This is a genomic window from Lacticaseibacillus zeae subsp. silagei, assembly GCF_030770335.1.
Lineage (GTDB): Bacteria > Bacillota > Bacilli > Lactobacillales > Lactobacillaceae > Lacticaseibacillus > Lacticaseibacillus zeae.
In genome coordinates, this window is record NZ_CP132484.1 from 1,045,355 (window position 1) to 1,067,657 (window position 22,303).

The 22,303-nt window shown below is 48.3% G+C and carries 22 protein-coding genes and 1 tRNA gene; 15 read left to right on the top strand and 8 right to left on the bottom strand.

Annotated features, from left to right (window positions below; genetic code table 11):
- The first annotated feature begins 79 nt into the window (after positions 1-79).
- Together LACZS1_RS05030 and LACZS1_RS05035 are read left to right on the top strand one after the other, a co-directional pair.
- Entirely contained in the window at positions 80-1,264 is a 1,185-nt protein-coding gene (locus LACZS1_RS05030) for an MDR family MFS transporter (protein ID WP_070650803.1), read from the top strand.
- 105 nt (positions 1,265-1,369) lie between these two features.
- On the top strand, positions 1,370-2,185 hold the full coding sequence (locus LACZS1_RS05035) for a Cof-type HAD-IIB family hydrolase (protein WP_093997862.1): 816 nt from the start codon (positions 1,370-1,372) through the stop codon (positions 2,183-2,185).
- Positions 2,186-2,256: 71 nt separating this feature from the next.
- On the opposite strand, the gene LACZS1_RS05040 is transcribed toward LACZS1_RS05035, so the two are convergent.
- The gene (locus tag LACZS1_RS05040) at positions 2,257-3,132 is read right to left on the bottom strand and encodes a PPK2 family polyphosphate kinase (RefSeq protein WP_070650805.1); all 876 of its coding nucleotides are present in this window, start codon (positions 3,130-3,132) and stop codon (positions 2,257-2,259) included.
- Positions 3,133-3,254: 122 nt separating this feature from the next.
- Here LACZS1_RS05040 and LACZS1_RS05045 point away from each other — a divergent pair, with 122 nt between their 5' ends.
- Positions 3,255-5,159 carry a M13-type metalloendopeptidase gene (locus LACZS1_RS05045; protein ID WP_115656724.1) on the top strand — a complete coding sequence of 635 codons (1,905 nt, stop codon included), beginning with the start codon at positions 3,255-3,257 and terminating at the stop codon, positions 5,157-5,159.
- 83 nt (positions 5,160-5,242) lie between these two features.
- Here the strand turns inward: LACZS1_RS05045 and LACZS1_RS05050 are convergent, their stop codons facing one another.
- The 4 genes from LACZS1_RS05050 to LACZS1_RS05065 all read right to left on the bottom strand — a co-directional run bounded on the left by LACZS1_RS05050 (position 5,243) and on the right by LACZS1_RS05065 (position 8,056).
- On the bottom strand, positions 5,243-5,698 hold the full coding sequence (locus LACZS1_RS05050) for a GNAT family N-acetyltransferase (protein WP_070650808.1): 456 nt from the start codon (positions 5,696-5,698) through the stop codon (positions 5,243-5,245).
- 125 nt (positions 5,699-5,823) lie between these two features.
- Positions 5,824-6,696 carry a DegV family protein gene (locus LACZS1_RS05055; RefSeq protein WP_306402905.1) on the bottom strand — a complete coding sequence of 291 codons (873 nt, stop codon included), beginning with the start codon at positions 6,694-6,696 and terminating at the stop codon, positions 5,824-5,826.
- A 200-nt stretch (positions 6,697-6,896) separates the two neighbouring features.
- Positions 6,897-7,820 (bottom strand): SPFH domain-containing protein, encoded by a 924-nt coding sequence (locus LACZS1_RS05060; protein ID WP_047105889.1) that lies wholly within the window; start codon positions 7,818-7,820, stop codon positions 6,897-6,899.
- Positions 7,821-7,861: 41 nt separating this feature from the next.
- Positions 7,862-8,056: a hypothetical protein gene (locus tag LACZS1_RS05065; protein ID WP_047105891.1), complete on the bottom strand. Its 195-nt coding sequence runs from the start codon at positions 8,054-8,056 to the stop codon at positions 7,862-7,864.
- Positions 8,057-8,403: 347 nt separating this feature from the next.
- Between LACZS1_RS05065 and LACZS1_RS05070 the strand changes: the two genes are divergently transcribed.
- Together LACZS1_RS05070 and LACZS1_RS05075 are read left to right on the top strand one after the other, a co-directional pair.
- On the top strand, positions 8,404-9,129 hold the full coding sequence (locus LACZS1_RS05070; RefSeq protein WP_070650812.1) for a GH25 family lysozyme: 726 nt from the start codon (positions 8,404-8,406) through the stop codon (positions 9,127-9,129).
- 129 nt (positions 9,130-9,258) lie between these two features.
- A complete protein-coding gene (locus tag LACZS1_RS05075; protein ID WP_047105894.1) occupies positions 9,259-9,615 on the top strand; it encodes a YxeA family protein in 357 nt (118 codons plus the stop codon).
- 103 nt (positions 9,616-9,718) lie between these two features.
- Here LACZS1_RS05075 and LACZS1_RS05080 read toward each other — a convergent pair whose 3' ends face one another.
- Positions 9,719-10,075, bottom strand: coding sequence for a DUF4828 domain-containing protein (locus LACZS1_RS05080; RefSeq protein WP_010489127.1), 357 nt, complete (start codon positions 10,073-10,075; stop codon positions 9,719-9,721).
- A gap of 208 nt (positions 10,076-10,283) precedes the next feature.
- Between LACZS1_RS05080 and LACZS1_RS05085 the strand changes: the two genes are divergently transcribed.
- The 7 genes from LACZS1_RS05085 to recQ all read left to right on the top strand — a co-directional run bounded on the left by LACZS1_RS05085 (position 10,284) and on the right by recQ (position 16,691).
- Positions 10,284-11,237, top strand: a complete 954-nt coding sequence (locus LACZS1_RS05085) for a Gfo/Idh/MocA family protein (RefSeq protein WP_010489126.1) — start codon at positions 10,284-10,286, stop codon at positions 11,235-11,237.
- A 14-nt stretch (positions 11,238-11,251) separates the two neighbouring features.
- On the top strand, positions 11,252-12,556 hold the full coding sequence (locus tag LACZS1_RS05090; RefSeq protein WP_070650814.1) for a DEAD/DEAH box helicase: 1,305 nt from the start codon (positions 11,252-11,254) through the stop codon (positions 12,554-12,556).
- 37 nt (positions 12,557-12,593) lie between these two features.
- The gene (locus LACZS1_RS05095) at positions 12,594-12,923 is read left to right on the top strand and encodes a PTS lactose/cellobiose transporter subunit IIA (RefSeq protein ID WP_047105898.1); all 330 of its coding nucleotides are present in this window, start codon (positions 12,594-12,596) and stop codon (positions 12,921-12,923) included.
- Positions 12,924-13,080: 157 nt separating this feature from the next.
- A complete protein-coding gene (locus tag LACZS1_RS05100) occupies positions 13,081-13,503 on the top strand; it encodes a DUF3284 domain-containing protein (RefSeq protein WP_010489123.1) in 423 nt (140 codons plus the stop codon).
- Positions 13,504-13,604: 101 nt separating this feature from the next.
- A tRNA-Arg gene (locus LACZS1_RS05105) sits at positions 13,605-13,678 on the top strand.
- A gap of 380 nt (positions 13,679-14,058) precedes the next feature.
- A complete protein-coding gene (locus LACZS1_RS05110; protein ID WP_093997850.1) occupies positions 14,059-14,781 on the top strand; it encodes a hypothetical protein in 723 nt (240 codons plus the stop codon).
- A 122-nt stretch (positions 14,782-14,903) separates the two neighbouring features.
- The gene (gene recQ, locus LACZS1_RS05115) at positions 14,904-16,691 is read left to right on the top strand and encodes a DNA helicase RecQ (RefSeq protein WP_070650816.1); all 1,788 of its coding nucleotides are present in this window, start codon (positions 14,904-14,906) and stop codon (positions 16,689-16,691) included.
- Positions 16,692-16,791: 100 nt separating this feature from the next.
- On the opposite strand, the gene LACZS1_RS05120 is transcribed toward recQ, so the two are convergent.
- Positions 16,792-18,027, bottom strand: coding sequence for an aminopeptidase (locus LACZS1_RS05120; RefSeq protein ID WP_070650818.1), 1,236 nt, complete (start codon positions 18,025-18,027; stop codon positions 16,792-16,794).
- Between the two features lie 275 nt (positions 18,028-18,302).
- Between LACZS1_RS05120 and LACZS1_RS05125 the strand changes: the two genes are divergently transcribed.
- From LACZS1_RS05125 to LACZS1_RS05135, 3 genes are all read left to right on the top strand, one after another.
- Complete coding sequence (locus LACZS1_RS05125; RefSeq protein ID WP_306402906.1) at positions 18,303-18,911, top strand: TetR/AcrR family transcriptional regulator; 609 nt, start codon at positions 18,303-18,305, stop codon at positions 18,909-18,911.
- A gap of 230 nt (positions 18,912-19,141) precedes the next feature.
- On the top strand, positions 19,142-20,518 hold the full coding sequence (locus LACZS1_RS05130) for a DUF2252 domain-containing protein (protein WP_070650820.1): 1,377 nt from the start codon (positions 19,142-19,144) through the stop codon (positions 20,516-20,518).
- A 136-nt stretch (positions 20,519-20,654) separates the two neighbouring features.
- Positions 20,655-21,656: a YihY/virulence factor BrkB family protein gene (locus LACZS1_RS05135; RefSeq protein WP_070650822.1), complete on the top strand. Its 1,002-nt coding sequence runs from the start codon at positions 20,655-20,657 to the stop codon at positions 21,654-21,656.
- A 77-nt stretch (positions 21,657-21,733) separates the two neighbouring features.
- On the opposite strand, the gene LACZS1_RS05140 is transcribed toward LACZS1_RS05135, so the two are convergent.
- Positions 21,734-22,195: a flavodoxin gene (locus LACZS1_RS05140; protein WP_010489109.1), complete on the bottom strand. Its 462-nt coding sequence runs from the start codon at positions 22,193-22,195 to the stop codon at positions 21,734-21,736.
- Between the last annotated feature and the right edge of the window lie 108 nt (positions 22,196-22,303).

A 22,303-nucleotide genomic window follows, 5' to 3' on the forward strand; every position in this document is an offset into this window, starting at 1 on the left:
CTATTTTCTGTTCATTTCCATTATCATCATTAGCAGTGACACGAAATGGGGGAGTATTGTGCAACATAAGACCTTGGCCATGAAGTGGTTGTTTTTGGGATCACTGATTACCAATACGGGTATTAGCCTGATTTGGCCGTTAACAACGATTTACATGCATGAATATTTGGGTGAGTCGCTGACCGTGGCTGGCATCGTTTTGTTTTTGAATTCGATGTTTATGGTTGTGGGCAATAGTCTCGGCGGTTGGCTGTTTGATCATTGGCAACCTTATGGCACCATTTTGGCCGGAATCGGCTTGAATCTTGGCGCAACGGCTTTGCTGATATTCTTTCATGGGTGGCCAGCATATCCGTTACTGTTAGTCGTCTCCGGTTTTGGCAGCGGGGTGACGGCCACAGCCATCAATTCTTATGCGACGCGCATTCGGGACAAGCGCCCGAGTGTTGTGTTTAATGTACTCTATTTTACGTCAAACCTTGGCCTTGTCATCGGTACATTGATTGTTGGCTTTGTTTTACCTTATGGCATTGCCATGGTATTTGCGTTGGCAGCCGGCTTATTTGCGATCTTTTTGGTGGTCGCACTATGGCACTATCGCATTGAAAAGGTGACGATCACGGCGTCTGCCAAGCAGGTGACCCAGGAAGGCCGGAATCCGGCGCGCCCACGTTTGGTGATGTTGATGGTGACGTTATTTGTAACATGGTTGATGTACGAACAGTGGCAGAGTAACATTTCTGCCTTTATGCTAAGCGAAGGGCTCACAATTAAGGACTACAGTTTCTTATGGACCATCAACGCGTTATTGATTGTGTTGTTCCAGCCAATTTTGACAGCATTTGATCGCTGGTTGCTGAAACATATTCGGTTACGCTTGATTGGCGGATTCATTTTGTTTGCCGGATCGTTTTTGATTTTATTAAACGGGTCCGGTGCCTACCCAACATTCATTGTTGCGATGGTCGTTTTGACAGTGGGTGAAGTTTTGGCGTTGCCGGCGGTTTCGACTTATGTGACGCTGTTTACACCACTGGCGCAACAAGGCCGCTATCAAGGATTGATTCAGGGCTTTGCCTCCGCGGGCCGGGCTCTGGGGCCGTTGTTAGGCGCAATGATTATTGAAGGAACCAGCAGTTACCGTTTGCTTTTTGTGGGAGCGACCGGATTGATCCTCTTGGCAGTATTGGCTTTTGCTTTTACGGTTCGGGAGAGCATCCCTGCGCTGAATGATCCGTTGCATCCAGCAGCACACAGCAGATAGTGCTTGACAAGGTCAGTTGCCGCTTGAAATGATGAGGGTGCGATGTTTTCGGTCACCTTTTTGAAAATGTTCGGTTCATCCTGGTCGGGAAGGGAGATTTTTTGCTTGCGCTATCGTTTGATTTTGAGTGATATTGATGGCACGTTGCTGAATTCGCAACATCAGCTGACGGCGGGCGTTAAACAGACAATTCAGACTTATGTTGCGGCAGGTGGGATTTTTGTCTTAGCATCGGCGCGCCCTCCTCTGGCAATGACAGCATTAGCCCGCCAAATGGGATTGGCAGTGCCGCTGGTCAGTCTGAACGGTGCTTTGATTGGCCAGCCAGAAGGTGAGCAGTTGCGGATATTAGCGGCGACTTCCTGGCCAGAAGGAGTTGGCCCCCGGGTCTATCATGTCTTATCGATGCTTCCGCTAAGCTTAAATGTATTCAGCGGTACGCACTGGTATGTGGCTGCTTTTGACAAATGGACGGATCAGGAAGCTGTGATTACTGATGTAAAGCCGACAACCGCACCGATCAGGGACATGTTGAGCGATAACTTGTCGGTGCAGAAAATGCTATGCATGGGCGATCCGGCAATAGTGGACCAAGCTGAGAAAATCATTTTGGCGCATCCGGAATGGCAGCTGGTTGCCAGCCGCTCAAAGGCGACTTATCTGGAAATAGTGCGGCAAGGGGTTTCGAAAAGATCGGCTTTGCAAACCCTGAGCTCTCTGTACAACGTTCCGATACCGGAAACGATGGCGCTTGGCGATGGTGAAAACGATCTACCCATGCTGCAGGCCGCTGGGCTAGGCGTAACCTTAGCCAATGCCTTGCCACAAGTGTCAGCTGTCATTAAAACAGTTGTACCTGATAATGATCACGATGGCGCGGCGGTTGCGATTCAGCGATACGCCATGGGTGAAGCGCAATAAAAATCCCCTCAACTTCGGAAGTCATGAAGTTGAAGGGGTTTTTATTTAAAACAGTTTCAAATAAAATGAATCTAATCTTTCAAATCTGCCACGGCCTGAACCAGCCCTTGCTTTTGCGCTTCCGAGATGACCGGATACTTGAGCGGCAAGGCGGTTACTTCGCGATTGATAATTTGCGAAACCGCCAAGCGTGAGTACCATTTGTCATCAGAAGGAATAATATACCACGGATTTTTCTTGGTGGCGGTGTTTTGAATGGCTTCTTGGTAAGCCTTTTGATAGTCGTCCCAGTAGCGGCGCTCGCGAATATCAGCCAGTGAGAACTTCCAGTTTTTCTCCGGAATTTCGATGCGCTTGAGGAAGCGGTCTTTTTGCTCGGCTTTGGAAATATGCAGGAAAAACTTTAAAAGTAAGATGCCGTTGCGGCGTGCGTATGCTTCGAGTGCCTTAATGTCATCAAAGCGTTCTGTCCACAAGTCGTCATGCACATCGGAAACCGAATCGATACCGGGAAGATTTTCTTTCAGTAGTAGTTCTGGGTGAACCCGATCGACGAGCACCTCTTCATATTGCGATCGATTGAAAACCGTTAACTCGCCGCCAGCCGGGAAGGCGTTATGAATGCGCCACAAAAAGTCATGGCTTAATTCCAATTCAGTAGGCACCTTGAACGACACAACCGTTGTTCCTTGGGGATTAATTCCGGACATCACGTGCTCAATCATGCTGTCTTTTCCGGCTGCATCCATTCCCTGAAAAATGATCAGAACGCTGTACTGCTTCTGCGCAGCCAAATGTTCTTGTACCTTCGACAACTTCTTGATGTTATGATCAATGTCTTCCTTGATTTTGTCCTTTTTGTTCGTAAATTCATCTGGTGGTGACGTTGCGAACGCCTTAATGTCAAACGTACCGGTGCCGTCGAAGCGGTATTTTTCTAATGTCATTTGATCACCCTCACAATCTACTTGTTTCCAACATAGTAGTTCTATGCGCGATGTGCAAGCGATTGACGCTGATTGCGTTTAAAACTATGCTGAACTTACGATCAAGAAACGAGGGGATTTCAATGGCTTTACCACGGATTCAGGATGATTTGTACATGGCGGTTAACGGTGCGTGGCAAGAAAAGGCACAGATTCCACCAGATAAAAGCGTTGTCAGTGCTGATAGTGATTTATCAGACGAGATTCGCACGAAACTTGTGGACGATTTACGAAAGGTAACACAAACAGAAAGTGACACTGTGTTACCTTTGCGATACGCTGCTCGGTTATTTTCAAAGGCTGACGACAAAACCAAGCGCCAGCAGTTGGGGATTGATCCTGTGCGCACACGCGTTCAGACGCTGGTAAAGCTTACAACCTTAGACCAGTTTCGGGCAGCGATGCCGACGCTGATAGCCGGACAATACGTGTTGCCTGTGACGCCGTATGTCGATGCCGATATGCATGATGCCGAGCACAACATTTTAAACCTTGGTGGACCAGACACGATTTTGCCTGATGCTGCAATGTATCGCAATGGTGATGCGGAAAACGCCGCTGATCTTGAGGCTTGGTCGAAAATGGCGACGGCCATGTTGGCGGCTGCAGGTTTCAGTGAAAGTGACCAAAAAAATTATGTTGAAGCGGCTAAGCGGTTTGATCGCCGCTTGACTGAAGTTGTGCCCGATAATGTTGATTTGGCTGTAGATAGTACCTTTGACAATCCAATGACCTGGCAAGCATTTGAGGAAGCTGCCGGATTTTTGGGTATCCCTCAAGCCTTTGCGGATTTAATGCCTCAAACACCAACCAAGGTTAATGCCGTGGTACCGAATTATGTGCCGAACTTACCAACACTTATCACGGCAGACAACTACCCAGAGTGGCATGCCTGGATGGTGATCAACGAATTGCTGTCTTGCGCGACATACCTAAGCGATGATCTACGGCAGCTCGCCGGACAATACGATCGTTTCTTGGCGGGACAGCCTGAGGCGTCATCATGGACCAAGCATGCTTTTGGCATTGCCAACGAATATTTTGACGATGTGATTGGCCAATATTACGGTCAAACTTATTTTGGCGCTGATGCCAAGGCGGATATCACCGCGATAGTCGAGCAGATTCTTGCGCAGTACCGCGTTCAGCTCGAGAACAATACCTGGTTGAGTTCGTCGACCAAGCAAAAAGCGATTCGCAAGTTGGCCACCATGAAGGTGAAGATGGGATACCCGGATCAGCTCTTTTCGCTGTATGACCACTTGACGGTAGATGCAGATGATGATTTACTGACGGCTGTTCTTAAATTAAGCAGCCAGGCGCAGCAATTTTGGTTTAAGCAAGTAGGCCAACCGGTAGACCGCAATGAGTGGAACATGCCAGGCCACTTAGTGAATGCCAGTTATGACCCATTGAAAAATGACATCACTTTTCCGGCGGGGATCCTGCAGCCGCCTTATTATGAGCTTAACTGGACAAAGGCCCAGAATCTTGGCGGCACTGGCGTCACAATCGGGCATGAGATTTCGCATTCATTTGATAATAATGGGGCGCTATATGACGAGCATGGGAATCTGCACAACTGGTGGACGCCGGCCGATAAGCAAGCCTTTGATCAACTGGTGAAGGCGATGGCCGCGCAATTTGATGGGCGGACGTATGAAGGGGTCAAGGTGAATGGCACGCTGACAGTGAGTGAAAATATGGCGGATAACGCAGGGATGGATGTCGCGTTGGCTTTGCTTGGCGATCACCCTGATGTCAAGGATCTGCAGGCCTTCTTTACTACCTACGCCCGTTCATGGGCTACCAAAATGCGGCCGGAGCGAGTTAAAACACTGTTACGTCAGGATGTCCATGCGCCGGCCGCGTTACGCGTGAATGTGCCAGTCCAGAACTTTCCGGCGTGGTATCAAGCTTTCCAGGTACAACCGCAAGATGGGATGTATCGGCAGCCCCAGAAGCGGCTTACCATTTGGCATCGGTAGTGTGCAAACGAAAGTGTTTTAAATGAAATAGTTCAGATTAAAAAAGCTGGCTCTCGGCACTGATGACAAGAGCCAGCTTTTTTCTATGCGTCAGGAATCACATGATGATAATGCAACCACCCGGTTTCCCGTTCGCCAATCTGGTCGTACAAATGCTGAGCGCCTAGATTACTGGTGCGGGTCTGCCAGTTGGCACTTGTGAAGCCTTCATCGGTTGCCAGATCGAATGCCGCGGTCATGAGTTGACGAGCCAGCCCATGGCGGCGGAACTTAGGGGCGACATAGACATCGTTGATGATAAGCAGCGGCTTTAGTGTTCGCGTATCGAAACTGCGATATAAAATGGCAAAACCGGCCAACTGCTCGTCAAGCTCTGTGACTAATAAATAACCGAGTTCGGAATCAGTACGCAGACGCTCAAGATGTGCTGTCATGGCCGGCGGATCAATAGTGAGTGGTACCGGGCTGTCATGATAATAGCCTTGGACAAGTGGTAATAGATGCGGGATATCTTCTGGCATTGCGCGTCGTGTCACCATAACGGGCAACCTCCTCGTTTAAAAATATGGCATTTTCAGCTTTCCAATTGGTGAAATTGATAGGGAAGTATTGTGGCGCTTTTTCCTTAAACACAAGCATATGTGACGGTTGCGGTTACCGATAATTACTGCCGATCTTCCGTTGCCATTGAGAAAACCGCGACACAGCCGAAGCCGGTATGGCTGGCAATTGTCGGCCCGATGTTACCGATTTGCAGTGGCGTTTGTGGCGAGGCTTCATGAAGCCGATCTTTAATAAAGTTAGCTGCCTCCTGATCACCGGAAGTGGAGATGATGACGCGGTGTTGTGGATTTTCCTGAATGGCTTTTAAAGTCTCATTCGCCAAGTCGATGAGCGAGCGTTTGCGAGCGCGGACTTTTCGCACAACTCTTAGTTTCCCTTCAGTATCAACATCCATCACCGGCTTGATATTCAACATGGTACCCAGCGCCGCTGACGTTCGGGAAACCCGACCGCCGTGATAAAGAAAATCAAGCTTGTCAACTGTAAACCACATCCGATAGTCAAGTCGGTGGTCAGTTAACCATTTTGCTAATTCATCGATTGGCATGCCGGCATCGCGTTTATCAATGGCATCAAGAACGAGCTGACCTTCACCGGCACACGCCGCTAAAGTGTCAACTAAATAAATCTGCGCGTCCGGATGCTTCTCCAGCAACATGGCTCGTGCTTGCGTGGCCGAGTTAAAAGTTCCACTCAGGCCGCTGGAAAACCCAATATAGAGAATAGGGGTTTTTGTCTTGACGTAAGGCGTGAAAAAGTCAACAAACTGGCCGACGTTAACCTGCGTGGTAGTCGGCATGACATTTTGTTTGAGCTGTTGATAAAAGGCGTTGATATCATAATGATCCTCGCCAAGATCGTCTTCATATTCCACACCATCAATCGTAAAGTGCATCGAAACGAAATCGACATGATGATCATGCAGTGTCTGATAAGGCAGATCACAACAAGAATCAGTTAAGAGTTGGTACATGGACTCACCTCAAAATACCCGATAAATGCCGGGTTTATTTTAAATCAATACTACGCTGTTTGGCCTGGTTTCGAAAGTGAAGGGGGTGCTATCAGTATAAAGCAGCCAAAGTGGTTAAAAGTTAAGATACATTGGCAAAAACGCGATAAATCCAGAACTAAAAAGCCGAAGGGCAGCTTGTGCGATTCGACTTAAAAAGCTTAATTTTCTTTTGTATCGTGCTTCTGGTTAAACAAGGTGCCAAGTGCAGGCAACGTACCTAATGAATCAATGGCCGTGCTTGGCAAAACAACCGTGTTAGCCGTGCCTTTAGCCAAAGCTTCGATGGCTTCAACATTCTTATACTTCAAATATAAGTCGCCATTGTCGATCAGTCCGGCATTGATGGAGTTGATCTGATCCTTAACGGCAGCAGCGATTAACCGTTGACTTTCCGCGTGACCCTGAGCTTGGAGAATCTGCGTTTGCTTATTGGCTTCAGCTTCCAAAATGGCTGCCTGCTTTTCACCTTCAGCTTTGGCAATAGCTGCTTGTTTGTGGCCTTCCGCTTCCATGATGTTGGCTTCCTTTTCCCGTGAAGCCCGGAGTAGTTTGTTCATGGAATCCTGAATCGTGGCGTCCACTTGAATGGAATCAATGTTGACCCGGTCGACATTCAAGCCATAACCGGCAGTTGTTTCGGCAATTTGTTGAAACAAGGTTTGGTTAATGGTTTCGGTGCCGTTCAAAACATCGTTCAGATCCATATTCCCGATAATGCCCCGCAAATTAGCTCGGGTATCCTGAACCATTGAAAGCACGGAATCCTTGTTTTGGTAAACATACGCGTTGACATCGGTAATGTGATACTTAAGTGTTTCGGAAATCCGCACGACAACGTTATCTTTCGTGATGACTTCCTGCTCGTCAACTTTTAACGGAATCTGCTTCATGTTGACAATTTCGGTGATGCGATAGATAAACGGCGGCACCACATGAAAACCAGGCTGCAGCGTTGCCACATATTTACCAAGTCGCTCGACGATGCCAACTTCGCCAGTGTGGATAATCGCAACGCTGGTGAAAAGCACGGCGATGACGATGACTAAAACAATCACTGCAATTGAAATAAGAACAACATTCATAGACAAGACCCCCTTGAGTCGAAACCAATATACTATGCGGCCTAATACTTTAACCGATGTTCCGGTTTTACGACGCCAAGAAACAACGGAGAAACAGCATTCACCACGACCAAGTCGCCGGCAACCGCATCATCGTTGACACGATAATGATAATGAATACCATAAAGCGTTATCTCGCCATGCCGCGCTGAAGTTGGCAAAACAAACGTTGTTCCCAAAAGCCGATCATCAAGCATGGCTGCCGCTCCTTTCTAAGCGTTTTCTGATTAACAACAGTTCAAAATTCTAACCATTATCATCACAAGCTAATTCTAAAGCACGGTTGGTGGAAAGACAATCAGGACGGCTCAGCGACAGTAAGCTTTATGGCGAGGATCGTTGCGGTATTGATGAAGCACTGAGACTGGGTTTTAGCATGCGCCGTTAAATACCGGATTGCCGTAGTAAAAAAGTCATTTTGTATGTTCATGGTCAAGAATTTTCTAACCCTATTATCCGAAAAGTGTTTGACTTTGTTACAATAAGACCAATCAAAGCGGCCGTTTGCCTATAAATGGGGATGCGGCGATAAGGGAGGATTTTTTTGCGGAGTCGGCGGGTCATTTATGCAGATACTTATCGCCATCGGTGGCACCGATGGTTATTCATCGCGAGTGGCATACTGGCAGCTTTGTTGCTGGTAGGGTGGTGGCTGCAGCGAAATCCGCGCCCGGATCCGGCAACGTATCCCATTTTGGGCGTACGGTTGGACCAAACAGATGGGGTTCAGGATTTTGATCGTTTACGCGCCAGTAAAGTCAGCTTTGTTTACCTCAAAGCGACTGAAGGCAGCAGCTATTTTGATGACAATTTCAATACCAATTTTGATCAAGCCGCTGGCAGCAGGCTTAGTATTGGGGTCTATCATGTTTTCAGTTTTGAAACCACACCGCAAGCGCAAGCACTTCAGTTTGAGCGAAAAGTCGGGTCGAATATTGGTGATCTTCCAATTGGTATTTATTTAAGTTATTACCGGGAAGAAAAGCCTAGTGCGGCGTGGCTGACCCGGCATTTAACGACGTTTATCACCCTGATCCAACAACAATATCATCGGCCGGTATTATTGATGGGCAGTCCCGAAATTTTGAAGGCAGTCAAAACAGTTGCTTCCCATGCACCGCGGTGGATGGATAGTGATCAGCGCCCCACTGGCAGCGGCAATTTCTGGCAATATACCGATGGCGCCCGAATCCCCAACGGCCCGCAAGCTGCATATCGGGCGGCGGTGTTTATGGGGAAGCGAAGCAGTTTCTTGAGGCTGGCGCAATAGGCGCTAAGTCGCTTAATCATCATGGACAGACCGCAAACGAACTGATCTAACAAAACTGTTCGTTAAATGTTCGCCGAAACCATTCTCGATTGTGGCATATTGGGCCATACTAATATCGAGGTGAACAGGATGAAAAAGGTACTGGTCGGCCTGGTCGTGCTGGTTGTACTCGTTTTTGGCGGTTTAAAGATTTTTGAAATCACCAATTATGGCGGTACCACGTACTACACAAAAATTACCAACACTGGTCAGCGGGTCACCAATCGTGATGATGAAGGCAACAAGCACACGATTTACGCTTACGATCTGCCTGGCTTTGATGAGCGAGGCGGCTTACAACAGTTGAAGTTTAATGCGAATCGAGATCGTCCGTTAAGAAAAAATGCGTTTCTGAAAGTCACCTATAATGATAAAAAAGGCGTCACCAGTTGGGAAAGCATCTCACGTTCACAGGTTCCCAAAGCAGCGTTGGCCAAGCTCGAGTAGGCCATCATAAAAAGACAGCAAAAAGTGCCGGTCCGCAATGGATCGGCACTTTTTTGGCTATTAGCGTAAGTCGGCTTCTGCACTGGTGAATAGCTGATGCTTCTCACGCACTTGGAATAATAATGGCATATGTGGCATCTTCAGCTTCGTCATAAATGGTCTGCGGGCCATTATCGTCTGCCGTAATGACCAGTTTGTACCCATAGTGATCAAGAAAAGTCAGTTCGTTAATGGTAATCCCGACCACTTGCCCTGGCAGGATTTTATTGTCGATTGCGATCTGCAGCTGCGGCGAAATCGCTAGCGAGTGGGTCTTGTTGGTCTGTTCATCAAGAAAAGCAAAGCTTCCCGTGAAGTTCTTTGCCAATGCCATTGCCGGATTCGGTGCTTTGCCCTTATCCTTGTGATGATGACCGCGGTGCGCGAGTGCATATTTCAACCCGCGTAAAAAACTCGCCATGTTTTCGACCTCCCATTTTTGTCTATGCTTAGTCTACCATGAGTTTTTTATTTAGTGGTTACAGTGGTGCTGTTTTTCTGTTACTGGGCTGTTACAATAATCATGAACGGTTCTAATGGCCTTTAATTTAGGCCATGGTTGAATCAAAAAAGAACGTGCACAGTTGCGTGTGAATGCAGCTGTGATCATGTTTGAAGGAGGACTTGCCATGTTGAAACTCGGCGTGATCGGAACAGGATGGATCACCAAGCAATTCGTGGCTGCAGCAAAGGCCACCAATGCCTTTGAGCTGACGGCAGTTTATTCGCGACACGAAGAAAGTGCTCAGTCATTCATCGACCAAACGGCACCTGCAACGGCGTATACGAAGATGGACGATTTTCTGGGCAGCGATGTGGACGTGGTGTATATTGCCAGTCCTAATAGTCTGCACGCCTCGCAAGCGCTGGCGGCACTTGATGCCGACAAGCACGTGATTGTTGAAAAGCCATTGGTCGCAACAGCCATGGAATTCGAGAAACTGGATGAAGCGTTGCGCAAAAAGCCACAACTGTATCTTTTTGAAGCTGCGCGCCACGTCTATGAGCATAACTTCCAGGTGGTCAACGATTTCACCCACCGCCAGCAAATCGATGGCGCGACCCTCACGTATATGAAGTATTCGTCCAAATATGATGCCTTTTTGGCTGGCAAATTGCCGAATGTTTTCAACCCAGAGTTCGCCGGCGGTGCCTTAATGGATCTGGGCATTTATCTGGTTTACGATGCCGTTGCCTGGTTCGGGGTTCCTGACAATGCCGTTTACCTGCCGCATTTTCTCAAAAGCGGCGTTGATGGCGATGGTGTAGCGCGGTTGGATTATGGCGACTTTTCTGTTACATTAATCACCGGCAAAACCACCAATAGTTCGCTGCCATCGGAGATTTATTCCGGCAGGCAGACCTTGACGATGGATAATGCAGCGGAACTTGAGACGATCAAACTTGACGATCAGGTTTTAAGCACCGAAAAGCTGGCTAACCCAATGGAAGCGGAGGCTGCTTACTTTGCCAAGGCAATTACCGGTCAGGATCGGAATGCCTTTGATAAAGCTTGGCAACTCGCCAAGGAAGTACACCAAGTCATGTCGATTCTGCGGACTTCCGCTAATCTGGACTTTTAGTGAGGACGATCATTTTGACAATTGCAACCCCGTTTCAAAAACGGTGGCAGGCTGATGGCTTTACTGAGCAAACGCCGATTCAAGCCGCTGTTTATCAACCGCTAAAAACCGATGAAGATGTGATTGGCCTAGCACCAACCGGATCGGGTAAAACGCTGGCATTTGGCTTACCTTTATTAGAAAAAATCGTGCCGGGTGATGGCCTTCAGCTGCTTATTTTGGCACCTTCACAAGAGTTGGCCATCCAGACGCGCGACGTGTTAACGCCGTACGCGCAAGATATCCATGTCAACGTTCAAGGCATTATCGGTTCGGCGAACGTGAAGCGGCAGTTGACGCGGCTCAAAGAAAAACCTGAAGTGATTGTGGCAACAGCAGGACGTTTGTTGGAACTGATCCAATCACACAAGTTAAAGCTGGCCGGTTTGCAAACACTGGTCGTTGACGAAGCCGATGAGATGTTGCGGGATCCCGGTTTTGCGCAGGTTCGGGAAATCGCAGCAGCGGCTCCGGCCGAAACGCAGCTGGCATTTTTCTCCGCCACGCCAAGTCCCTATTTCAAGGAAATGTCTAAGTGGTTTGGCAAAACGCCTAAATTGATTGACGTCCGTGCCATCGACAAGACGCAAGGAACGGTTCGGCATCTTTTCTTACAAACCGATCGCGCGCATCAAATTGATTGGTTGCGTACGCTGGCCCACACTGATGGCTTCAAGGCACTGGTTTTCTTCAATCAAAATGCTTCGTTAGAACGAGCTGCCGGCATTTTGCGCCATCAGGCCGTCCGTTTTGCCGTATTGTCGCGGGAAGGTCGCCAGACTAGCCGGCAAAAGGCGCTAACCGATTTTCGGCATGGTCGCGTGACTTTGTTATTAGTGACAGATATGGCAGGCCGTGGGTTGGATATTCCCAAGCTGCCGGCCGTGGTGAACTTTGATCCGCCAAAGCGAGCCGAAGTATATATTCATCGCGCCGGACGCACCGGCCGCATGGGCGAGTCAGGAATGGTCGTGACCTTGGGGGATGATCATGATCGCCGTGACTTGGCCAAGCTGGTACCGCAATATGGGATTCACCGGGCGTATATGGTCGATGGAAAGTTAGTCGACACGCCACCTGCCCCATCGACAGACACGTCAAAAGACAATGCCACCACTGATTCAGCAGCTCAGGTACCTAAGCAAAAGTCCGCACAAAAAATGCTTAAGAAAGAGCAGTCAGCTAAAGCAGCTGATCCGGGCGAGAAGCCGCATCGTAAGCATAAAAAAAATCGCGTACGGGATCGGCGGAATAAAGGTAAGCATAAGAAACAGCCATGAGACGAAATCAGCGGTATGATAGGGATGGAGGGCAGTCATGGAAAGTATGAAGGCGGAACAAATGGCTGCTATGATGACGCTGATGAGTGCAGCCGGTGATGCGCAAAAAGCGACGATGGCAGCAATCGATGCAGCCAAAGCCGATCACATCGAACGCAGCCGCAAGCTCTTGAAACACGCGGATGCGAAGCTCAAGCAAGCTCACCAAGCTCAGACTCAAATGCTGACGTACGAAGCACGAGGTCAAAAAGTTGACGTCACCTTATTAATGGTGCACAGTCAGGATCATCTTATGAGTGCTATGACAATTCGTCGACTTGCCGATGAGATTATTGATCTTTACCAGCAAATCCATGCCCAAAAGTAAAACGGGTGGTCAGCATAACCGTCGTCACCATAACGCGTTCGCCGGCGTAGGAGTCGGCGTGTAAGGGCCTTGGAGCCCGAGTCGTCACGTCCAAGGCCACTTACACGCCGATCCTAAGCGCGCCGACTCACGCTCACAAGCAAGAGAGGTAATCCCCATGAAAATTGAAAAGACATTACAGACACCGGCAGCATTTTTATATAGTAAAATCGTAGCGCCGGTCCAGGCCGACATTATCGCAGCAGGCCATCAGCCAGTTGATATGGCTGAGCTTGGTGGTTTTACCTACCGCAAGCAGTTTCCTGATGGTGAATGGGCACAGGTGAAAGTCACACAAAATGTGATCAATCGTGAATTCGCAATGCTGACAATGACGCGTTTCTCACGGTTTAAAGTCCGTTATTTGATCACGCCGTTGAGTGCTGCAGCTAGTCGTGTTCAGGTGAGTGAAACTGTCCAGCCGATCAACTGGGTTGCACAACTCAAACAGATGGTCACGGAACTTCTGGTTGGCCACAAACGCCGACGTAACGTTGGGAGAATGCTCGACTCGATTGAACGGTCGTATCGAACTGCATAACAAGTAAGCTAAAAGACAATGATCAATGACCACTATTAGCAGTTAACATGCAGAATGCATTTGAATTGCGCTGCGGCTTTTGGCATAATTGACGTTGTCTGGTGCCCTTAGCTCAGCAGGATAGAGCGGCCGCCTCCTAAGCGGCAGGTCATCGGTTCAATTCCGATAGGGCACAGTCAAAAGCACAGTCAAGAGGCTGTGCTTTTTGTTAGAGCGCGAACAGGCCCGGTTAGAAACCGGAGCATAAGTGGCCTCAGACCTAAATGGCTGGTCTTTGGCCATTTAGGTCTGAGGTCCTTATGTGTAGGTTTCTGGGCCTGCGAGCGCGTTTTCACGGCAGTGTCGGTACCATGGCCCGGTCTTGGCGGTCTTGGCCATTGCGCCTGAGATCCTTACACGTAGATTTCTGCGCCAGTGAGCGCGTTCGCGGTAGTATCGGACAAACTTTCCTTAAACGGGCTTGCCTTTGAATACTGCGTCTAAGCACTGATACCCTTAATCTTGCGCAAATAAACATATTTCGACCTTCCGTTCACACCAAAGGAGGATGCCCCCATGCAAGTTTTTATGAACGTTTATGTCCCCGGCTGGTTGATCTTCATTGGTGGCATCCTGCTGATCAGCGCGGTTAACGGCGCAACCGTTCAAGCAATGGTCAATCATGCTGGCCGATCGAACACGCAAATCTGGTACATGAAGCCAGGCATTTTTGTCCACGAGTTGTTGCATGCGGCAGTTGCACGATTATTTGGCTTGCAGGTGACGAATTTTTCGTTGCGAGCTGATCCGTTGCAAGGCAGCGCCGCACATGTCAGTTTGCGGTATGATCGACATGATCCGCTTGCCCAGCTAGGGTTGTTTTTATCCAGCAGCGCACCGGTTTGGGGTATCAGCGTTGTTTTGCTAGTCCTTGGCCGGTGGGCGTTTTTCCCGGCAGGCAATCAGGTGTGGGAAGTGCTGGCGGCTTCATCGAGTCTCAGCGAAAAATGGGTCATGATGCGCAGCATGGTGGTGGTTAACTGGCAGTGGCTGGCTATTTTTCTAGTCGTAACCCTGATTTTGACGCCAGGGGTCGCTTTATCGCACCGCGACCTGCAGAATATGTGGCAAAGTGCGCCGGTTGCGTTTTTAGGCACTATCGTCATTTTCTATCTCTTCCTCACGTTCTGGCCAGCGGGCTTCGCGTGGTGGACTTTATTGAATTTGAATTTATTGTTACTTGATTTGATGGTGTTAGGCTTTAGTTTGGTTATTTGGTTTGTGGTTAATTTGCTTTGAACGTGATCATTAGCGGCAGTTGGATGGTGTAACATGTCTAAGTTGATACTTTTGAAAAGGGCATCTGCCATCGTTATCAAAATCTATAATTAGGGCAAGCAAAACCGGTTAGGAGGACAAGTATGGTTGTCACGCAACCAACGACGATTTTAAAAGAAAAATTCGGTTACGATCATTTTCGAACCGGCCAAAAACAGGCAATTGATCGCGTGATGGCGGGAGAAAGCACCTTAGTCGTGATGCCGACCGGTGGTGGTAAGTCGTTGTGCTATCAGGTGCCGGCTATGTTACTGCCAGGATTGACATTAGTGGTGTCGCCTTTGATTGCCTTGATGAAGGATCAGGTTGACGCTTTAAATGACAATGATATTCCAGCGACATTTATCAACAGCACCCTTGATTATCAGACAATTAATGAGCGACTGAATCAGGCAAAATCGGGGCAGATCAAATTGTTGTATGTGGCTCCGGAACGATTTGACAACGATTGGTTTGTGCAGCAACTTGCCGCGACGCATGTGGCGCTTTTTGCCATTGATGAAGCCCATTGTATTTCGCAGTGGGGCCATGATTTCCGGCCGAGTTATCTGAATCTTGCCCAGGTCGCTGCCCAGTTGCCGGCACATCCCCCTGTAATTGCCTTGACTGCAACCGCTACACCGCGGGTCAGTCAGGATATTTGTCAGCGCCTGGTGATTCCGGATGATGGGGTCATTAATACCGGATTTGAACGCGATAACCTTAGCTTTAAAGTGGTCCGTCATCAGGACGAAGATCGTTATTTATTGGACTATCTTAAACTTAATGCCGACCAATCCGGCATTATTTACGCGAGCACTCGCAAAGAGGTGGATCGCCTTTATACATTTTTGGAACATAAAAAATTACCGGTGGCAAAGTATCACGCCGGTATGACTGAAAAGCAGCGGGCAACCAATCAAGAAGATTTTCTGTTTGATCGTAAGCTGATTATGATTGCGACGAACGCATTTGGGATGGGTATTGATAAAAGTAACGTTCGTTTCGTGATCCATGCACAAATTCCCAAAGATCTTGAGTCTTATTATCAAGAAGCCGGACGAGCCGGGCGGGATGGCTTGCCAAGTGAAGCCATTTTGTTGTTCAAACCGCAAGATTTACAGGTGCAACGGTTCTTCATTGACCAATCCGAAGGTGACGAGGCGCACAAACAGCGGCAATATGACAAACTAAAAACAATGGAACGTTATGCCAATACCGACCAGTGTCTGCAACAGTTCATTTTGGATTATTTTGGGCAAACAGGAACCAAGCCATGCGGACGCTGCTCCAATTGTCTTGATGATCGCGAATCGGTTGACGTGACCATTGATGCACAGAAGGTGTTGTCATGTGTCGTACGGTTGCACGAACGATTCGGCAAAGGCGTCGTTGCCCAAGTACTCGCAGGTGCGCACAATCAGCGCGTCTTGTCGTTTCACTTAGATCAACTGTCCACTTACGGCTTGATGCAAAATCGGCGTCAGCGCGATATCACAACGTTTATCGACTTTTTGACGGCTGGCGGGTATCTCGAAACTCGCGGCGGCCAGTATCCGACACTTGGGCTTACCGCCAAAGGAGCCGAAGTTTTACGCGGCCAGGCAACTGTTTTCCAGAAAACCGCGCAGAAAGCGAAGCAAACACTGGAAGTCGATGACACAATCTTTCAGGAATTGCGCAGTACTCGGCGCCAGTTGGCAGAACAACAGCATTTGCCGCCTTACATGATTTTTTCGGACAAAACGCTAAAGGCAATCGGCAGCGCAATGCCGCAAACGATGGATGAATTTTTGGCGGTCAAAGGGGTCGGCCAAGCTAAACTCGACAAATACGGTCAAATCTTTTTGGATGTCTTAAAGGCGATCCAACCGGCAAAAGCGCAAAGTTGAGTCGACTGGCGTATCAATCAAAAACCGAACCAAGGCATTTTCGCAATTGTTGCAAAATGCTTTGATTCGGTTTTTTTAAACGCTGCTATGATGCTGGACACTACGCCCAGTCGCCGTTGCGGAAGATGGGTACCACAGTGCCGTCGGGTTTAATGCCGTCAATGTTCATGTTGGCGGAGCCCATCATGAAGTCAACATGGGTAGGGCTTTGATTTAAGCCTGCCGTCCTTCGTTGTTCGGCGTTCATTGCCACGCCGTCTTTGACCGAAAATGGATAGGCTTGGCCGAGTGCCATGTGATCTGACGCATTTTCGTCATAAAGGGTATTGAAGAAAATAAGCCCGGATTGCGAGATGGGGGATGGATCCGGCACCAGCGATACTTCGCCTAGTGAACGGGCACCAGGCGTTTTGAGTAGGTTTTGCAAAACATCATTCCCCCGATCGGCATGGGCGTTCACAACTTGCCCGTTTTTAAACGTAAATTGCAAGCCTTCCAGGATCTGGCCGCTGTAGCTAAGGGGCTTGGTCGAAACAACCGTGCCGTCGATTCGTCGGAAATCCGGAGCCGTGAAGACTTCTTCCGTTGGCATGTTGGCCATGAATTCTTCGCCGCGCGGATTGAAGGCGCCACCGCCCTTCCAAATGTGATTCTTCGGCAAGCCAACGACCAAATCCGTCCCCGGCGCCATGTAATGCAGTTGATCAAATTGTTCATTCGTCAGCCATTTCGCCTTTGCGCTCAATTTCTGATCGTGCGCTTTCCAAGCGGCTTCTGGATCAGGCTGGTCAATGCGGGTAGTTTTGAAAATCGCTTCCCACAACCGGTCAGTTGCTTCTTGCGGCGTTTTGGCGTCAGGGAAAACTTTCTGCGCCCATGCTGGACTGGCGGCACCGATAATCGTCCAGCTAATGCTCATTGAGCTGATGGCGTTCATCAGGCGTTGGTAGGCTTTCGTGAAAGCTTCCTGATAGTTGGCAATTCTTGTCGGATCAATGGCGGCTAAATTGTCCGGGTCACTCGAGATGACGGTGATCCGTTTGGCTTGGTGATCGACCCAGTAATCAAATTGGCCTTTAACAAAAGGCGGAATATTGAAGAGGCGGTCCTCGGCCATATGTGCCATGTCCAGACGTTTGAGCGTATCGTCAGACCACTGAACCTGAACTTCCGCCGCACCGCGTTGATAAGCGGCGGCAACAATCAGGCGGGCAAGCGGGGCCTGGTCCACGGCAATCTGCAAATAGACGGTATCGCCGGGTTTGACGGCAACACCAATGTCCACCGCCAGATCGGCGTATTGTTTAAGCTTTTCGTTAAAGTTGGCTAATGGCATAATGGGATCCCTCCAAGTAGTTTGGCAACAGTTTACCATAGTCAGATCGCTGACTGACGTAAGATGCCTCGGGCTGGTATCAAAAAATGTCAAAATAAATTAAGAAAAACTGAAATTTCTTTATGAATTCTGTTCCTTTATGCTTTCATCTCTGATAAAATAACAGCAAGGCACGGGGTATATCTTTTGGAGTGGAGATGTTGCCCCAAGTGCCTAAAATTTAGTTGTGTGCAAGTTAGTTTTAAATAACTTTTAAAGAAAGTAAGGGGAACAATATGGCACGAAAGAAAACTATCACGCATGATCAGATTCTCAATGCAGCATATGATCTGGTCGTGGAACATGGCTTTAAGAGTTTTACCGCACGGAATATTGCGAAGAAGATGAACTGCTCAACCCAGCCGATTTATTTAGAATTCAAGAATATGGCTGAATTAAAGCAAGCCGTCATGGATCGAATCAAAGAACTGTTGGCATTGAAAATGGCGAAGCATTATACGAATGATCCGGTTGTTGACTTGGGGTTGGCTTACATTTACTTTGCACTAGAGAATCGTCCGCTTTACCGCGCGGTTTTTGTTGAAGATCATTTTGGGGTTGACGAGATGCGCGAATATGCAATGAGTACGGCTATGCGCGTCTTTGATGCTTATGAACCTGCCAAAAACTTAAGTGAAGCGCAATTGCGCAACACGATTTGTGGGGTATGGATTGTTGCGACCGGGATTGCTAATTTGATGGCACCGGGCTTCATCGATATCACCCGCGATCAAATGGTCGACATTTTAACCGCTGTGACGCAAGACTTTATTGTTAATGGTCGGTTTTCAGACGACCCGCGAATCTCATGGTTTGAAAAAGCCCAAATCGCACAAGGATATTAAACGATAAACTGGGGAACATCGTTTTTCCGTGCGTCATGTTGTCTATAAACTAATGTGAATAAAAACCTGCTTGCCAATTGGCCACTGTAAGACCGCATGCAAGCAGGTTTTTTTGTTGCTTCGGCGCTCACAACACTGGAAAACCGCGCAACAATGCGCTACTTTTGACTTACCAAGTGTTATCCTATCAAAATGAAACGGACGGCACCTAAACCAAGAAGGAGTCAGTTATGGGAAGTTCATCAGACATTAAAGATTTATTGCGCGAGCGAGTCGCAGCCAAGTATACGATTGATGATTTGAAGGAGACTGGGAAAAAGATTCGGGAGACCGCCCCGATTGAGAGCCTCGCTGCCGTTAGTAAAATTGATCGTGATCCGGTTCAGTTTATTAATAGTGTGGAACAGAATTTGACGGAATCGCTATTGCCGATGCGTCACCAGCGCATGGGAGCATCGCAGGCGGCCTTTTTCCGTGGCACTGCCGAACTGATGGCCTATGATCTGCGTCAAGGAGAGAAATCCGGGATCAATCTGTTAATCGATGGCGATGCGCATTTACAAAACTTCGGCTTTTACGCCTCACCGGAACGGAATTTGCTGTTCGACCTCAATGACTTTGACGAAGCCCAGATTAATAGCTTTGAGTTTGATATCAAACGTTTACTAACCAGTGTTTATCTGCTGGGCGATCAGCAGGGGTTTGAGGCCGATAAGCTAGATGAGCTCGTGCAAACCGATGCCAGCATTTATCGCAAAACCTTACGGGACCTGTTCAAGCTCGGTGCTTTGGACCGCTTCTATCAATCCACTGAAGTCAAGCACCTGATGCAGGAAATTCCCGGCGCAGAAGACTCGCAATTGTTAGCGAAATTCGTTAAAAAAGCGACAAAACGCAATAATGATTCTGTCGTTAAAAAATATACCCTGACAACTGATGATGGCCACATGCGGTTCAAAGACGATCCGCCGAGTTCCGTGCGGCTTGACCAAGCAACTTACCAGGCGATTTACGATGGGTTTACCCAGTATCGCAAGACCACCCGCGCGGATATTCTGGTTTTGTTAAGCCAGTATCGGATTACAGATATCATTCATCATAGTGTCGGCATCGGCAGCTTCGGGACGAACTGCTACTTGGTTTTGCTCAGCGGCTTAGGCGGCGGCCATATAGTGCTGCAAGTCAAGGAAGCATTGCCGCCACGGCAGGAACTGTTGCCGCATACCGAACGCATGACTTTGCAACAGGAAGTCAGTCAAGGACAGCGAATCATTGCCGCCCAGATGATTCTTCAAAAAGCCTCTGACCCTTTTTTAGGCTGGTTTAATGTCGGCGATAAAAGTTATTATGTTCGCCAGTTTCGGGATATGAAAGGATCGGTGGATCTGGAGGAACTCAACTTCACTGAATTTCAGTATTATACCCAGATTACGGCCTACCTTTTGGCGATGGCGCACGCCCAAACACCGCAGGCAGCAGTCGTCACCGGTTATCTGGATAAGCATTTCGACAGCGCGGTTCAGCGGTGGAGCAAGTGGTATTTAAATCAGGTTAAAGCCGATTATTCAGCTTTTCTCCGTGCAGTTGACACCCATCTTCTGGCGTGATCGGCGAGGCGCCATTTCGAAGATCGTCATTATTCAAATGATTTATGAATCAAAATATGTTTTGCTTGTTTTTACTAGATTAACTCTGGCAAAATTAAAGAGAGCCTTAATCATTGGCTGGGAAGGAGGGTAAAGCATGGCGCGGAAAAATCATCGTAAAAAACAACCGTTACTTTCAACGGAGCAACAGGCCATGATTCGTTCGGGCCAGATGGCATTAGCAGAGATGAAGTTGCCGCGCCGGACCAAGTTTTGGGTCTTTGTCCGCTTGGCAATGAATCGTGTGGCTGAATCCAATATCGGCCAAAGTGCGGCGGCTATCGCTTACTATGCGTTATTATCGCTCTTTCCCTTAATCTTATTTGTTGCCAACGCCTTGCCATACCTGGGGCTGACTTACCGTAGTTTAGCAACTTATTTGACACAGGCGGTGCCTTCGAATGTGATGAAGTGGCTCGATCCGGTGATTGCCAATTTATTGAACACAAGTAGTGGCGGGTTATTGGGAATCGGTGCGGTCGCCACATTGTGGGCCGCTAGCCTAGGCGTGAATGGCCTGAAGATGGGCTTTAATCAGGTTTATGGTGTGGACGCCACGCAAAACTTCATTATTCAACGGCTGTTGTCGATGCTCATGACTTTCATGCTGATTATTGTGATGGGCACGATTTTGATTGCCTTTGCATTTGGCCGCCAATTTCTCGAGTGGCTGATTCCTTTGTTGCGGCTAAACGATGATTGGCTAAAAACATTTAATACCTTACGTTGGCCGGTGACCGTTACCGCATTATTCATCATCATTATGTTTCTTGATTATTTTTTACCAAATGTCAAAATCAAAATATGGACGGTGCTGCCCGGCACAGCGTTCACGGTGATTGGCTGGCTTTTGATTGCCCAGGCGTTTTCGTTATACATGCACTATTTTGGCACCCGTTACCTGTCGTACGGCACTATTGGCACGTTTATTGCGATTATGTTATGGCTGAATTTCTCGGCCCTGGTCTTGTTGTGGGGCGCGGTCATCAATGCGCTGACGGCGGAGTACTTCATCGGTCGGCTTCATCGCAGTAAGGGAAAAGTCCACGACTTTGTGAAGCGGCGGGTAAAAACGCCGCGGCCAAAAGAGGAATCCTAATGTATTCAATTTGCCTTCAGCGGCACAATAAAAGGCTCGCGCGACAACCTGCGCGAGCCTTTTGCGTTCATTTTATTTTATTGCATGGACTTGAACTTTTCGACTAACTGCTTGGTGAAAGCTTCCAAGTGCTTGATGTCGTCTTCTTCAGGGGAGAGATCGATTTTAACATTCTCGGCTCCCTTGGTTGCGCCGGTTTTGGCGAAGGCTTTGTCGAAATCATCGACAGACGTGGCAAAGTCGTCATAGAACCGATCGCCGCTGCCACAACAGCCATATACTTTACCGGTCAGGTCGAGATCCTGAAGTTCTTCATAAAAGTCAACCGCTTCATCCGGTAACTCGCCGTCACCAACATCCGAATAGGTGTAAGTTGCCGTCACACAAATATCGACATCTTCAAAATCGCTAGCCAAGGCTTGCGAAACTTCTGTGGTGGTGACATCGACATTCAAATCTTCAAAAGCCTCTTCAACAATACTGGCGATGTCTTCATTGTTACCGGTTAGGCTGGCATATACAATTCTTGCGCTTGCCATTTTCTTTATTCATCCTCCTAAAAAACAGCCCTCTAATTCCGATGACGGCGAGGCTGTTGTTCTTGCTCATTCGCCTGATTATAGCATAGGGTGACAATTTCTGGGCGA